The organism is Desulfuromonas svalbardensis (genome assembly GCF_055389415.1).
In genome coordinates this window covers 1,668,858-1,683,923 of sequence record NZ_AP042416.1, presented here as the reverse complement: position 1 = coordinate 1,683,923, position 15,066 = coordinate 1,668,858, and the positions used below count along the sequence as shown (strand labels likewise).

The window sequence follows — 15,066 nt, the reverse complement described above, 5'->3', positions numbered from 1 at the left end:
AATCTCCCACTTACCAAAAAGCGAGAGAGTATGAATCTAGATTTCTCACGTTCAACACTAACATTAAAAGCATACTGAAAGAGCGTTCATTCCCTAATGAAAACGTAGTTGTGCATGGAATAAAACCAATAATCAATCAAAACGATGCCGCCCTAACTTTCGAACTAAAAAACATTTGAGCGAATCATATCACACATAAATCAAATAACGAATGCTCTTTCTTTTATTTTTCTAAAAAAGTCCTCACCTATAAAGCTTCAAATGTGACCAAACCGCACCCACTACTTCTTGATCGCTGCCCAAGCATTATAGAGCAGATCATCGGCAAACTCTTGTAGCGGATTATTGATCACGCATAACAAGCGTAACTCAACGGCACGGAGAACAACACCGGTGTAGGTGATCGCCGCCGCGTACAGATCTTGCTGACGAATAACACCCGTCGCCATACCCTCTTCAAGCATCAAACGTACCGCCTTAAACGGTTCGGTGAAGCACATTGGCACCGCATCGGTCATAAATTCGGAGTGCTTCATATACAGCATATATTCCATCATCACTGGATCAGATTCTGCAATATCAAACGACAAGTGGCCAAACGACTCAAGTTTTTCACGGACTGTCGTCGCATGTGCTAGGCGCTCTTGTAACATCAGGTTAAACTCTTCGAGGGTATTGTCATGAATCTGTCGGGCAAGACTCTCTTTGTTCTCAAAGTAACTGTATATAGCACCTGTACTCACTCCCGAAGCCTTAACAATGGCCGGGATAGAAACATTATGGTAACCCTTGCTAACAAACAATTCTCGAGCAACCTTTAACACTTTTGCCATTTTTTCCTGTGGTGCAATATGACGCTTTTTTTCCAAAGACATTGATTCCCCCTGCCAAACATAAACCTTATAATATAACTACGATCCACAACATAGCGAAAACAAACACAAAACAAAAGGCGAATCAACGCTGGAATAATTATTTACCCAAGCTGATCCTCCAACAATTGTGAATCCTTGGATTTCTTTCAAAATCCTGTGGGATCGTTTGCTGCGAGATGTCCTCAATATCAAGACCCGTCAATTCATCATGGTCCATCTTAAAACGGCGTAAATTATTCGAGAAGATCAACACACCATCGTCCGTTAACAAGCGACAGGCATTTTGGATTAACGCCACATGATCGCTTTGAATATCAAAGCAATCATCCATTTTTTTAGAATTGGAGAAGGTCGGTGGGTCCAGAAAGATCAAACCATATTTACGTGAGTGCTGTTCCACCCACTTTAAACAATCAGCACTGATCACTTGATGAACATGGGACTTAAAACCATTCAATTCGAGGTTTTCTTTTGCCCACCCGCAGTAGGTACTCGACATATCAACAGTGGTCGTTGATCGTGCCCCACCCGCTGCTGCGTAAACGCTAACACTACCGGTATAGGCAAACAGATTCAAAAAATCACGCTGCGGTGCCAGGTCGCGAATTAACTCACGGGTAAGACGATGATCAAGAAACAGCCCCGTATCGAGATAATCGGCCAAGTTAACCTTAAAGCGTAAACCACCCTCTTGAACTTCAAAGAAATCACGCTGTTTATCTTGACGATCATACTGATCGGCACCGCGTTGGCGCTTGCGTGTTTTGACATAAACATGTTCCGCATCTACCCCTAACAGTTCAGGGAGCACGGTGACAACCTCTCGCACACGACGGCGCGCTAAACGCTCATCAATGGTTGATGGTGCTTGATACTCTTGAACGTGAACGCGATCATCATATAGATCAACGGCCACCGCATATTCAGGCAAATCCGCATCATAAACACGATAACAGCTGATTCCGTTGCGCCCCGCCCAGCGCTTCATTTTTTTCAAATTCTTACGCATACGATTAACGAACATCTGCGCACCATCGCTGAGGGTGACGACGTTAGCGAGGCCATGAGAGGCGGTAATCGGTGCACGGAAAAAATGTTCTGGTTCAACCTTAAAGTGAAGCAATAAGCACTTAAGGGCACCGTTGTAAAAAGTGTGTTTATTCTGCGCACGCATCGCTAATGCTTGACCAAACTCACTGCCCACGGTAAAGACGGAAACATTCCAGTGAAGAAAGTGCTCCCGCATCTTCTCGCCCAGTAGAGTGTAGAGGGCCATAGCCTCCTCTTTTTCACCAAGTCGCTCGCCGTACGGTGGGTTGGTAATCAACAACCCAGGCTCAGAAAAGTCATCACTCTCGCCGAGCTGCTTCAGCTCACGCCGTTCAAAATGGACGCACAAGTCAACACCTGCACGTTCGGCATTGGCCCAGGCATTTTTTACCGCTCGTGGATCACGGTCATAACCAACAATACGCGATACCGACTCTAAACCCTTTTCGCGCCGCGATTGCGCTTCATCAAGCAATTGCTGCCACAGCTGGGCATCGTGTTGTTGCCAATGCAAAAAGCCATAATATTCACGCAACATCCCCGGCGCACAATCACCCGCGATCAGTGCGGCCTCAATGACCAGAGTTCCCGAACCACACATGGGGTCAACCAATGGCGCCCCCGACTGACTCAAGGCGTTCCATCCCGCTCGCACTAACAGTGCGGCAGCTAAATGCTCTTTAAGGGGGGCACGACCACCTTCGGTGCGATACCCACGGCGATGCAAACTATCGCCCGACAAATCGAGGCTCAGAATGAGCTTGTCGTGGTTAAGCCACGCATTAATTCGCCAGTTCGGTTGCTTAACCTCAACGTCAGGGCGTTGCCCCGTGAGTTCACGAAAGCGATCGACCACCGCATCCTTTATCTTTAGTGCCGCATAGCGCGAGTGAGTGATTTTCGATGAGGACAGGTTACAATCCACCGCCATGGTTGCCGTCGAATCAAAGTGATCTTCCCAAGGAAAGTCATGAACGGCCGTATAGAGTTGATCAGGGTCTTCAACGGGTTGCTCGATCAATGGCATCAAGATTCTACCCGCTAACCGCGACCATAAGCATACGCGATACACCACTTCTAATGTGCCGAAGAATTCAACACCACCGCGTGTTTGCCGTGCTGTTGTCGCGCCGAGAGAGCTGAGTTCATCCACCAACAGAGGCTCTAACCCCTTCGGTGAAGTAGCGAATAATTTAAATGATTCCTGTGCCATGAGTCGTATCACTTCATAAAAAGTTGAGAGTTTACTGCTTAAATGATTCTGTACCTGTTGGAAACGCTATTCGTCCTCGGCGATCTCGACCAATTGCAGAGAAAAGTTTAACACTTTACCCGCCATCGGGTGATTACCGTCTAGGGTGATTTGATCGCCGTCAACGCCAGCAATGGTGACCACCAACGGAATACCCTCATCGGTATCAGCTTGCATTTGCAAACCAACCTCAAGCTCCATCCCTTCTGGCAACATGGAGCGATCCACCGTTGCGAGCTGGTCTTCGTCGTACTCACCATAGGCATCAACCGCTTCAATTCGAACCTGCTTTTCTTGGCCAACAGACATCCCCTCAACAGCCTTCTCAAAACCAGGGATCACCTGTGACTGACCGAGAGTAAATTCAAGCGGTGTACCGCCCGTTGAGGAATCAAACTCAGTACCATCCTCATACGTACCAACATAATGAACCTTAACAAATTGACCTTGCTGTACAACATTCATAATCAAATCTTTCTAGTTAAATAATATTTCAAAATAGTGTGACAGAGAATCAGTTCTCTTCAATACGCTTAAGTAATACCTCGGCACAGTCCGTTGGAATTGAACCAATCGACCGAATTTTACCCAATTCCGCGCCGCCCGCTTCAATGCCATGAAAGTCGGAGCCGCCGGTAACCAGTAGTTGCCGTAACCTCGCCTGAGTAAGATACCATTCAATCTCACTACTATTGGCGCCGTTATTATACACTTCTATACCATTTAAACCAACCGCGACCAATTCATTGAGCAATATCTTCATCTTCTCGTCGTCACGCGTCACATAAGGGGGGTGAGCCAGCACCGCAACACCACCCGCAGAGTGAATCAGATCGATCGCTTCATCGACAGGAAAAAATCGTTTCGGAATATTACACGGTACTAAATATTTATTGAAAGCATCCTCCATCGTTTTCACATGGCCCGCCTCCATCAGCTCCATAGCAATATGTGGGCGACCCACCGTGCCATCAGCGCGCGCTTCCACCCGTTCAAAAACGAGCGGTTCCACCCCTTTTTCGACTAACAGGGTATTAATTTTATCGACAATCAATTTATTGCGCTCAGCGCGGAACTTTTGAAAACTATGCAACGCCTGTTGCAGAGGGATATCATGACAATCGAAGCCATAACCGAGAAGATGAACATCTTGATACTCGCCCCAAATACACGACAATTCAACACCAGAGATCACCTGAACACCACACTGTTGACCCACTTCGCGTGCGATCAGTATCCCGTCAATATTATCATGATCACACACTGCAAGCGTTACCACTCCCGCCTGTGCGGCCTTTTCAACCAGCTGCTGCGGTGAATAGACACCGTCAGAACAGCGACTATGGACATGAAGGTCTATCAAATGTGTCATGGTTGTGCTGCTCCTATTTTTTCTGTTGTCTCAGTCTCGACAACCTGCTTCATTGATAAGCTAATGCGACGACGCTTTTCATCAACGCTCAGCACCTTAACACGAACCAACTGCCCAACATGGACACAGTCGGCGGCATCTTTAACAAAGCGGTTCGCTAATTGGCTGACATGCACTAAACCGTCCTGATGAACGCCGACATCGACAAACGCTCCAAAAGCGGCAACATTAGTCACGCAGCCATTTAAAATCATCCCATCATGCAGATCACCAATTTGTGTCACATCGTCTCGATACTCGGCGGTCTCAAATTCCTGCCGTGGATCACGCCCCGGCTTTAACAACTCAGCATGAATATCACGTAACGTTGACAAACCAATCGTCTCATCAACATAGAGAGCCAACGCTACCCCTTTAATTTTTTCTGTTTGGTCGAGCAATTCAGGCACCGTACAGCCCGCATCGCTGGCCATACGCTTGACCAATGCATAATGTTCAGGGTGAACAGCAGTATTATCCAACGGATCACCATGGGTCACTCGCAAGAATCCAGCCGCCTGCTGATAGGCCTTGGCTCCCAAACGTGGCACCTTGAGTAGATCTTTGCGCCGCTTAAACGCTCCATTGTCATCACGGTAAAGAACAATGGCTTTAGCCAATGCTGGGCCAATGCCCGACACATAGCTCAACAACGCTGACGACGCGGTATTCAGATCGACACCGACATAATTGACGCAACTCTCAACCACCGCATCAAGGGAGGTCTTAAGTTCCTTTTGATTAACATCGTGTTGATACTGACCAACACCGATACTTTTCGGATCCACCTTCACCAGTTCAGCAAGAGGATCTTGCAAGCGCCGCGCAATCGAGATCGCTCCGCGAATAGTTAAATCAAGATCAGGAAACTCTTCGCGGGCGCAATCCGAAGCCGAATAAACACTCGCCCCCGCTTCGCTGATCATCACCACCGCAGTCTTTGGATGAGCAGCTGATGACTCTTGTAACTCTTGGCGGCAAAATTGTTCCATCTCACGCCCTGCCGTACCATTACCTACGGCAACCATCTGGATATTATATTTTTTAACCAACGCCAAAAACGTCGCTTTGGCGGCGCTCGCCGAACCTTTACCCGTATGCGGGTAGATCGTCTCATGAGCTTGAAAACTACCCGTTTCATCGACCACGGCCAACTTTGACCCCGTGCGTAACCCCGGATCAACACCTAGCACCCGAAATGACCCCGCAGGTGCCGCTAACAGCAAGTGGCGTAAATTGTCAGCAAAGACCTTAATTGCCGCTTCGTCAGCACTGTTTTTGGCCTTGAGACGTAATTCAACTTCAATAGCTGGAGCCAACAATCGTTGATAACTATCTGCAACCACTTCGAGCAAAAATTGATAACGTTGCCCTGAACAGCGCAGCAGTTTTTTCGCCAACTGGCGGACCAACTCCTCAGCAGGAGCAACCAACGACAACCTGAGCACATCCTCTTTCTCGCCGCGACGCATCGCTAACAATCGGTGCGACGGAATGACACGGATCGGCTCCGAAAAATCATAATAGGTCTCATATTTAGAGATTTCACCGTCAAACCCTTTGGCAACGGTTGACTTCAACACACCAGCCGCCCAGGTGCGCTGCCGTACCAACGTGCGCACATCGCTTTGTTCACTGTAGCCTTCGGCAATGATGTCACCCGCACCGCGTAGTGACATGTCAGCAGAGTCCAACTCGTCATTGGCTGCGGCTAGCCGTTGAGCCTGCCGCTCTACGTGATGCCACTCCACGCGCTGGTCCAATATCTGCGCAGCCAACGGTTCAAGGCCGCGTTCACGTGCCATGGTTGCCCGAGTGCGCCGCCGTGGCTTAAACGGCAGGTAAAGGTCTTCAAGTAACGCTTTTTCGCGCACAGAATGAATTTTCTCGCGCAATTCAGCACTCAACGCCCCCGCAGCCTCAATGGTTTTCACCACCGTTGCCTTGCGGTCGTTTAATTCATTAAAGTAACACAGCTGCTCCTGAAGTTGGCGTAACACCACTTCATCTAGCTCGCCAGTTTGCTCCTTACGATAACGGGCAACAAATGGGATAGTCGCACCGCCATTTAATAGCTCAACGGTGTTCTCAACCTGCCATAATTTTAGGGTAGTACCCTCAATGAGCCAGTGATGAATCTGTCTTTGCGTCTCTGTGTTTTGTTGCATATCGGCCATTCTATTTCGTAAAAGTTTTCATTCAATAAAAGGGAGTAACCCTAGCACACCCAACCTACACCGCCAAATCATAACGACACACGATCAGCCATGAATAAATCACCCCTTGTCAAAGTGCGCCCTTTTATCTTAAAGTGACTAAGTTACGTTTAATTTTACCATTCCCCTAAGCCATAGGCTACCGATGAAATCAGTTCGTGAACTCATCTCAATGATTGCCTCATTTGCACTCGGCAGCACTATTTTTACCTTTTTATCCTATATTCAAAAAAACATTATTGGCATTCCCCATGAGTCAATGGGCTATATTGTACCAGTTTTAGCAGGGGGCTGTATTGGTGGTGTTCTGTACACTCTATCCTTGAATATTGCTCGATTATCAGCACACAATCACGCCCTTACTTACAGCAATAACCGACACGATGACGCGTCGACAACATCGCGCATCCAGCTGATCATCTATGTTCTTCTCGGCATGGCTTTGCTCGCTTTATTTTCAACAATACAAAAATCGCTTGCTGGCTACCCCATCCAATTTGAAGGATATGTCGTTCCACTATTTTTTGGTGGCATCAGCGGTCTCTTTGTTGGCGAACTACTAATCCGCAACCAAATCCTCCTCAAGCAAGAGCGACAAGCCGTTGTTTACTGGCAGCAGGAGAAAGATAAGACTCTCAACATTTTAACCTCATTAGCCGATGGCCTACTGGTCACCGATGCCAGTGGTCGTATCGAACTGATTAATGAACCTGCCCAACTCATTCTCGAACTTGATAGTGACGCGCTTAAAGGACAAAGCCTCGCCGCCATTTTCTCCCGCGCCACCGGCAATGACTACACACACACCTTTATACCATCGAAGATCGGTGAATCATTCCAAGATACCATTATTACCAAAGATGGCAGCATCCGGACCATTAAGGGCAGCACCTCTGCCGTGCAAACACGCCACACCAATACGGGTGCCATCATTGTGTTACTGCGCGACAATACTGAGGAGCAACGCATTGATCGGATGAAATCGGAATTTATCTCTGCAGCGACGCACAACCTTAAAACACCCATTACCACCATCACCGGCTACTCAGAACTGCTGCTGTCACGTAACAATCTCGAGCAAGAACAACAGCAGGAATTTCTGAACCAAATTAATGATAAGGCATGGCAACTCGATAAATTGATTAACTCGCTTCTCGATATCAATCAAGTCGATTCGGGCGGTGAAGTTCACCTAATCAAAGAGCCGTTCCCTGTATCAGTGCTGTTCGATAGCGCGCGTAAATTCTGCTCAACCCAACAAAGCCGCTGTGATCTGCGTTTCAATATCAACGACACCAACTCCATGCTGTTTATTGATCTGAGTAAAATGGAACTTGTGCTCGAAAACTTGCTCAGCAATGCCTTTAAGTTCTCACCCAACGGAGGATTAATCAGGGTATCAGGAGAGTTAAAAGACCTTCGTTACGCCATCACCATCGCCGATGAAGGGATCGGAATGAGCCAAGAGAACTGCCAAAGAATTTTTGATAAATTTTACCGCATCAATGGTACTTATCGCGGTCAGCGCGGTATTGGCCTCGGCTTAACTTTAGCCAAAAAGCTGGTCGAAGCACACGGTGGCGAGATCCAAGCCGAAAGCACATTAGGCAAAGGGACCACGCTATCATTTAGCCTGCCAGTTCGGAACGTAAGCTAAGATGACTAACAACCACACAGTAGACACTGTCGTATCACCCTGCTTGACCCTACACGGTCTTCACACCTACTTTTTCACCCCCGAACGGCTGGTCAAAGCAGTTCAAGATGTCACCCTCACCATCCCTTCGGGTAAAACGGTGGCCATGGTTGGTGAATCAGGCTGTGGAAAATCGATGACTGCACTCTCGATTTTACGCCTGGTGCCGCAACCCGGCCGCATCGTTAGCGGACAAATCAATTTCAACAATGAAGACCTACTGCAGTTGCCCATTGAGGAGATGCGCCGTGTACGCGGTAATCGCATCGCTATGATTTTTCAAGACCCGATGACCGCCCTTAACCCTGTGTTCACCGTCGGCAATCAGATCGCCGAAGTGCTGCAACACCACAAGGGATTAAGTGCTAAGCTAGCTCAAGAACAAGCAGTTGAACTGCTCCATCAGGTCGGAATCCCCAATCCTGGGCAGCGCTATTACGATTACCCGCATCAACTTTCAGGAGGAATGCGCCAACGAGTGATGATCGCCAGCGCGCTGTCATGTGATCCCGATCTGCTCATTGCCGACGAACCAACTACCGCTCTCGATGTCACCATTCAAGCGCAAATTATGGCACTGCTCAACGAGCAACAACAGCAACGGAGCATGTCAACACTGCTCATCAGTCACGACCTTGGTGTGGTTGCCCAAAATGCCGACATTGTTGCCATCATGTACGATGGCCTTATCGTCGAGCAAGCCCCAGTAAATACAATCTTTTCGGCGGCGCAACATCCGTACACGCGCGAACTACTTAACTGTATCCCCACCATCGGTCAGCGTAAAAAACGGCTCAATATCCGTCCACAGTCTGAAAGTTTTTGGGATAATTGCCCCGTTGATTTTGCCCCGCGTGACAGTAAAGCCCCCCCACTGCAAACCATGGCCAACGATCACTTTGTTCGCCATTGGAACGATTAATAAAATTAATAACGATGGAGCAACCAATGCCCGCCACAGTTGAAACCCTACTCGAAATCAAGCATCTACATAAAAGCTTTAAACTCAACAGTAGCGGCAACAGCCTCAAACGGCCGATATTGCCAGCGGTAATCGACGTTAGCCTGAGTCTCAAAAAAGGGCAAACCCTCGGACTTGTTGGTGAATCGGGCTGTGGCAAATCGACCATCAGTAAACTGATCATGGGCTTACTCAAGGCCGACAGCGGCGAGATCTCATTTCACGGTCATGACATTGTCCAGCTCAACCAACAGAAAATGCGACCGCTGCGGCAAAAGATGCAGATGATCTTTCAAGATCCTTACGCCTCTCTTAATCCGCGTATGACCATCTTTGACACTCTGGCCGAACCGTTTCGCATCCACCAGCTTCACAATAAAAAAGCCCTCGCCACCCGTGTCAATCAGCTCCTTGAACACGTCGGACTCGATGAGGAACACGGTTCCCGTTTCCCCCACGAATTTTCAGGAGGTCAACGCCAGCGCATCGGAATCGCTCGCGCCTTAGCGCTCAACCCTGAGCTAGTGATTGCCGATGAACCGGTATCGGCCCTCGACTTGTCGATTCAAGCACAGATCATCAATCTGCTACAGGATCTACAACAACAATTTGGCCTCACTTATCTGTTCATCTCTCACGATCTTTCGGTGGTTGAACACCTATGCGATACCATCGCCGTCATGTACCTTGGCCGCATTGTTGAGCAAGCTCCCATCGCTGAGTTTTTCGCGCGCCCCCTCCACCCCTACAGCGAGATGCTACTGCAAGCGCTACCCGTTGCCGACCCACGCTACAAAAAACGGGCGATCCCTCACGGCGAAGTTCCCTCACCGCTAACGCCACCACCGGGCTGTCCGTTCCACCCGCGCTGCTCCTACGCGCAACCGCAATGTTCACAACAACGCCCAGAGCTCCAGCAATCCGCCCCACAGCGGTTAGTTGCCTGCCACCGCAGCGCTGAGATCACCCTTGAAGGCGTTGCCAGCGAATAATGGATTAAGATTTATGCGACACGACAAGCAATGTCCCTGTCGTTTCATCTATTGAACAACTGAAATAAAATGGAGGCACAGATGGAAATACGTGAAGTGGAATATGCCATTATTGGCGTTGGCACAGCCGGTTTAGGCGCATTCAGTCGCATTCGTAAACAGACGGACAGCGTCGTGCTCATTCAGCATGGCCCGTACGGAACGACCTGTGCGCGTGTCGGTTGCATGCCGAGCAAAATGATGATTGTCGCCGCTGAACTGGCGCATGCCATAGATGAAGGTTCCTATTTTGGTATTGATGGCAGCTATCAGGTCAACGGCAAGCGCCTGTTTGAACGTATCCACCAAGATCGCGCCGAAAAATTTGTTGGCGGCGTAATGAAATATGTCAACAGCATCAGCGATCAATTCAAGCTTGAAGGACAAGCCACCTTTGTCGATCCGCACACCATTGATATTGATGGCCGCGTGCAGGTGAAGGCCAAAAAAATCATTCTCGCCTGTGGATCCACCCCCCATATCGCCCCCGTATTTGAGCCCCTGCGCCATGAACTCGATACCAGCGATACCATCTTTGAACTCAACGATCTGCCCAAATCACTTGCCGTAGTTGGTCTTGGCGTCATCGCTTTGGAGTTAGGTCAATCGTTTCATCGCCTGGGTGTGCAAACCACCCTTTATGGTCGCAGTGGTCGCATCGGCTCCTTTACTCATCCCGACATGCAGCGCGATGTGATGCGCACCATGGAGCAAGAGTTGGACATTGTCTCTCAAGGGCAGTTTACCCAAGCGACCAAGGTTGATGGTGGCTATCAACTGACCTATCGCACCAGCGATGGCGAGGAGAGTATCCGAACCTTTGAGCGCGTATTACTCGCCAGTGGCCGCAGCTCCAATCTACGCACCATGAACCTTGAGAATTCAGGACTTACGTTAGACGACAGAGGCTTACCGCACTACGATCCACTCACCATGCAATGCGGTGACTCGCCGATCTTTGTCGCTGGTGATGCGACGGAAGATCTACCTCTGTGGCATGAAGCATATATTGAAGGGCGCATTGCAGCAGATAGCGCCATCGCATTTCCTACCCGAACAGAGGGGAAACGAACAGCCGCATTGGGGATCTACTTCACCGACCCACAAATGGCCACTGTCGGCGCAGGATACAGCGACCTTAATCCCGAACAGATCGTTATCGGCCAAGCGCGCATGAGTAGCGGCCCTCGCCACGAAATCTACAACGATCATCGCGGGATGATTCAAGTATATGCCGATAAAAAGCGCGGGACGCTGTTAGGAGCGGAGATATTTGGTCGCGGAGCAGAGCATATGGCGCAAACTCTGGTATTAGCCATTGAACACGGTATGACCGTCGATGAGATATTGCAGATGCCTGTCTATCATCCCTCGTTGGAGGAGGTGATGAAAGGGGCGTTGAATAAAACGCTCTTTAAGCTTAAATAGTTCGTATTTAGAACGATCCTCTACGACATAATCATACTAAAACCATTTCATTCCGATTCAGCTCAAACAACAACAGGGGAGCACCGTGACGATGCTCCCCTGTTGGGTAAAGATATTCTAAATTTGTTACACCATGATCAGCTGATGTTATCAGCCTCTTGCTGAACACTTTCAAGTTCAACGCAGGAGAACACCTTGTCAATATTGAGGAGGATAACAAACTCCTCGTTATGTTTTCCCATCCCCTTAATGAACTCTGTATTCAAGCTGGTACCGATTCGTGGTGCCGGTTCAATCTGCTCAGGTGGGATATCAAGTACCTCCTGTACCGAATCGGCCAAGGCTCCGAGAATCGTCGACACACCGTCCATATAAACTTCGGCGATAATGATGCACGTATTCACCCCCTGCTGCGTCCTCTCCATACCGAATTTAAGCCGCATATCAATAACCGGAACAACGCTACCGCGCAGATTTATCACGCCACGCATGAACTCAGGGGCCCGAGGTACTTTAGTGAACGTTGTAAAGTCGAGCACTTCACGTACCTTGTCAATCCCCAGAGCAAACACTTCGTCATCAAGGACAAACGTTAAATATTGGTGACTATCGTTGTTTAAATCCTGTTGCATGGTCCCCCCCTTTCTGCTGTAGATTCGCCATTAAAAGCGCTTGGTGTCATCATCTGCGCTAGGGCCACTTATCGCCAGAGTCGATTGTCTTGAGGTCGACTTCATATCGCGCTGCCGACTGTCGTCATTCTGGTCGATGATGAAAAAACCGATCGCCTGTTGCATTTGGTCGGCCTGAGCATTGAGTTCTTCAGAGGTGGCGGCCATCTCTTCGGCTGCTGAAGCATTTTGTTGAATCACTTGATCCAGTTGCTGAATCGCCTTATTGACCTGATCGGCACCAGCGTCCTGCTCCTTGCTGGCAGCGGCAATCTCCTGAACCAACTCCGCCGTACGTTGAATATCGGGAACCATTTTTTCTAGCATATCGCCAGCATTCTCGGCCACATCAACACTACTGGAAGAGAGCACGCTGATCTCGGCGGCGGCACTTTGGCTGCGTTCGGCCAGCTTGCGAACCTCGGCGGCAACAACGGCAAAACCTTTGCCGTGCTCACCGGCTCGCGCAGCTTCAATGGCGGCATTAAGGGCGAGTAAGTTCGTCTGACGGGCGATCTCTTCAATGATGGAGATCTTACCAGCAATGTCTTTCATCGCCTTGACAGTATGATTGACCGCTTCGCCACCACCCTCAGCATCTTGCGACGATTTGAACGCGATTTTCTCCGTTTGGAGGGCATTGTCGGCATTTTGGCGGATATTGGCGGCCATCTGTTCCATCGATGAGGACGCCTCTTCGGCGGCGGCAGCCTGCTCGGTCGCCCCCTGGCTCATCTGCTCTGAACTCGCCGACAACTCCTGACTCCCTGAAGCGACGTTGTTGGCAGACCCTTTGATATTGTTGACCACCTCTTTGAGGTTATCAGCCATGGCGTTAAGAGCCTCAGCCAGCTGGCCGATCTCATCTTTTTGCTGAATATTCAACTGCTGAGTTAGATCACCAGATGCCAATGATTTAGCGAAATGCACTCCGAGTAGAATAGGCCGGACAATGCCGCCAGCAAAGAACCACAACAAAGCAACGCCGACCAAGATCACCATAAAGCCCATACCGAGCAGCCAATTGACATTGTTATCACCGCGTGAAGCAAGGGTCTGGTCGAGAGCATTGGCTTCGGCCAGAATCACCTTTTCGTTGATGCGGATAAAAACAGACCACGGCTTACCAGTGCGGCCGAGCGCGATTGGCGCCAGAGCCTCAACATCACCGCTAATTTTGTTGGCTTCGACCACAGTTTTTCCAGCTTGAATAATTTCCAGGTCATCTTCCCAATCAGCATTAATCGCCTTGAAGTGTTTGCCGATCAACTCTGGCGATTCACTGTGGGCAACAATCAGCCCCATGTTACTGACGATGATCACTTCGCCTTGGCCGTCAAACAGAGACTTATCTACCTTGATGCTAAGCTCTTGGACAAAATCGAGGATGTAGTCACTACCGGCAACACCGTAAAATTTGTCACCACGCAGAATCGGCACCGACAACGTGGTCAACCACACCTGCTTGCCCTGAACTATATACGGGAACGGATCAAGCACGCTCTCGGTATGGTTTTCCTTTGGCCCTAAATACCAGCCACCTTTACGCACCCCGTTAGCATGGAGAGCGTAACTATCGTATTCAACCAATGGTTGCACGGCAATGTTGCCACTGGCGTCGCGGTTCCAATAAGGGCTAAAGCGACCCGTATCAGCATTATTGCCATCTTTTCCAGTGCGGAAAGCGTCGTCATTGCCATCAATAGCATTAGGTTCCCAGCACGAATAAGTGCCGTTAAGAGACTTGTTCTGCTTGAGAACATTCAACAGCACGCCATTAACACTATCACGGTCAAGAGCCAATAATGGATTGCCATTCGCATCCAGCTCCTTGACCATCTCAAACGTATGGGCCATGGTTCGTGCTGCATTCAGCGCGAGGTCAAATTCGGCCCGAATGACCGCCGCTTCGGCTCTAGCCTGATGTTGCAATTGCAACCTGACGTTGCTGTCAAGCAGCCCAGTCACCTCGGTATTGACAAAGGCTTGGGTATTTCGACTGGTGACTAGGCTGTAACTAACGAGTGTTACAGCAGAGACCAGTAGACAGAGTCCCGCGATGAGCGCAATTTTGAGCTGGATCGATTTAAGTTGCATATTACTCCTCCTAATAGCGTTAGTTATCTGGTAATCCATGCGATATTTGCAATAGCCGTGCCGCGCTCTAATTAAGTGTATTTTCTTAATTTAAGACACACGGAAAGGTTATTGATGCCAGTTGTGTTGCTTGATTGAGCACCGGGCGATAGAGGTGCCGCCACAAGAACCTAACCATCCTTGGCACACATCGAGCCAAAGTGTTACAGCGTGTAACGATTCGGCTATTCTTCATTGGCGGTGCGCGCTACGAGCCAAACCAGTGGAGCACGTCATGTCTTACCCACTCAAAAGTGACCTCACCTAGCCCTCATGAAGTACCAGCATTCAAAGTCGATAAAAAAATATTCATCCATTTTCAAGCAGATACAAATTATT

Annotated in this window: 11 protein-coding genes; 4 read left to right on the top strand and 7 right to left on the bottom strand. The window is 49.1% G+C overall.

Annotation, left to right across the window (positions count from 1 at the left end):
• Positions 1-281: 281 nt before the first annotated feature.
• From ACZ5KY_RS07575 to ACZ5KY_RS07555, 5 genes are all read right to left on the bottom strand, one after another.
• On the bottom strand, positions 282-875 hold the full coding sequence (locus ACZ5KY_RS07575) for a TetR/AcrR family transcriptional regulator (RefSeq protein ID WP_464243288.1): 594 nt from the start codon (positions 873-875) through the stop codon (positions 282-284).
• Positions 876-972: 97 nt separating this feature from the next.
• Positions 973-3,138 carry a bifunctional 23S rRNA (guanine(2069)-N(7))-methyltransferase RlmK/23S rRNA (guanine(2445)-N(2))-methyltransferase RlmL gene (rlmKL, locus tag ACZ5KY_RS07570; protein WP_464243287.1) on the bottom strand — a complete coding sequence of 722 codons (2,166 nt, stop codon included), beginning with the start codon at positions 3,136-3,138 and terminating at the stop codon, positions 973-975.
• A gap of 66 nt (positions 3,139-3,204) precedes the next feature.
• Complete coding sequence (locus ACZ5KY_RS07565; RefSeq protein WP_464243286.1) at positions 3,205-3,642, bottom strand: FKBP-type peptidyl-prolyl cis-trans isomerase; 438 nt, start codon at positions 3,640-3,642, stop codon at positions 3,205-3,207.
• A 49-nt stretch (positions 3,643-3,691) separates the two neighbouring features.
• Positions 3,692-4,549 carry a PHP domain-containing protein gene (locus ACZ5KY_RS07560; protein WP_464243285.1) on the bottom strand — a complete coding sequence of 286 codons (858 nt, stop codon included), beginning with the start codon at positions 4,547-4,549 and terminating at the stop codon, positions 3,692-3,694.
• Complete coding sequence (locus ACZ5KY_RS07555; protein ID WP_464243284.1) at positions 4,546-6,756, bottom strand: Tex family protein; 2,211 nt, start codon at positions 6,754-6,756, stop codon at positions 4,546-4,548. The genes ACZ5KY_RS07560 and ACZ5KY_RS07555 overlap by 4 nt, the downstream gene beginning before the upstream one ends.
• Before the next feature lie 193 nt (positions 6,757-6,949).
• Here ACZ5KY_RS07555 and ACZ5KY_RS07550 point away from each other — a divergent pair, with 193 nt between their 5' ends.
• From ACZ5KY_RS07550 to ACZ5KY_RS07535, 4 genes are all read left to right on the top strand, one after another.
• Positions 6,950-8,461: a sensor histidine kinase gene (locus ACZ5KY_RS07550; RefSeq protein ID WP_464243283.1), complete on the top strand. Its 1,512-nt coding sequence runs from the start codon at positions 6,950-6,952 to the stop codon at positions 8,459-8,461.
• A gap of 1 nt (position 8,462) precedes the next feature.
• Positions 8,463-9,422, top strand: coding sequence for an ABC transporter ATP-binding protein (locus ACZ5KY_RS07545; protein ID WP_464243282.1), 960 nt, complete (start codon positions 8,463-8,465; stop codon positions 9,420-9,422).
• A 26-nt stretch (positions 9,423-9,448) separates the two neighbouring features.
• Positions 9,449-10,453: an ABC transporter ATP-binding protein gene (locus ACZ5KY_RS07540; protein ID WP_464243281.1), complete on the top strand. Its 1,005-nt coding sequence runs from the start codon at positions 9,449-9,451 to the stop codon at positions 10,451-10,453.
• Positions 10,454-10,534: 81 nt separating this feature from the next.
• Entirely contained in the window at positions 10,535-11,920 is a 1,386-nt protein-coding gene (locus ACZ5KY_RS07535; RefSeq protein WP_464243280.1) for a dihydrolipoyl dehydrogenase, read from the top strand.
• A 137-nt stretch (positions 11,921-12,057) separates the two neighbouring features.
• On the opposite strand, the gene ACZ5KY_RS07530 is transcribed toward ACZ5KY_RS07535, so the two are convergent.
• Together ACZ5KY_RS07530 and ACZ5KY_RS07525 are read right to left on the bottom strand one after the other, a co-directional pair.
• A complete protein-coding gene (locus tag ACZ5KY_RS07530) occupies positions 12,058-12,552 on the bottom strand; it encodes a chemotaxis protein CheW (protein ID WP_464243279.1) in 495 nt (164 codons plus the stop codon).
• A 30-nt stretch (positions 12,553-12,582) separates the two neighbouring features.
• Positions 12,583-14,688, bottom strand: a complete 2,106-nt coding sequence (locus tag ACZ5KY_RS07525; RefSeq protein ID WP_464243278.1) for a methyl-accepting chemotaxis protein — start codon at positions 14,686-14,688, stop codon at positions 12,583-12,585.
• Positions 14,689-15,066 lie beyond the last annotated feature (378 nt).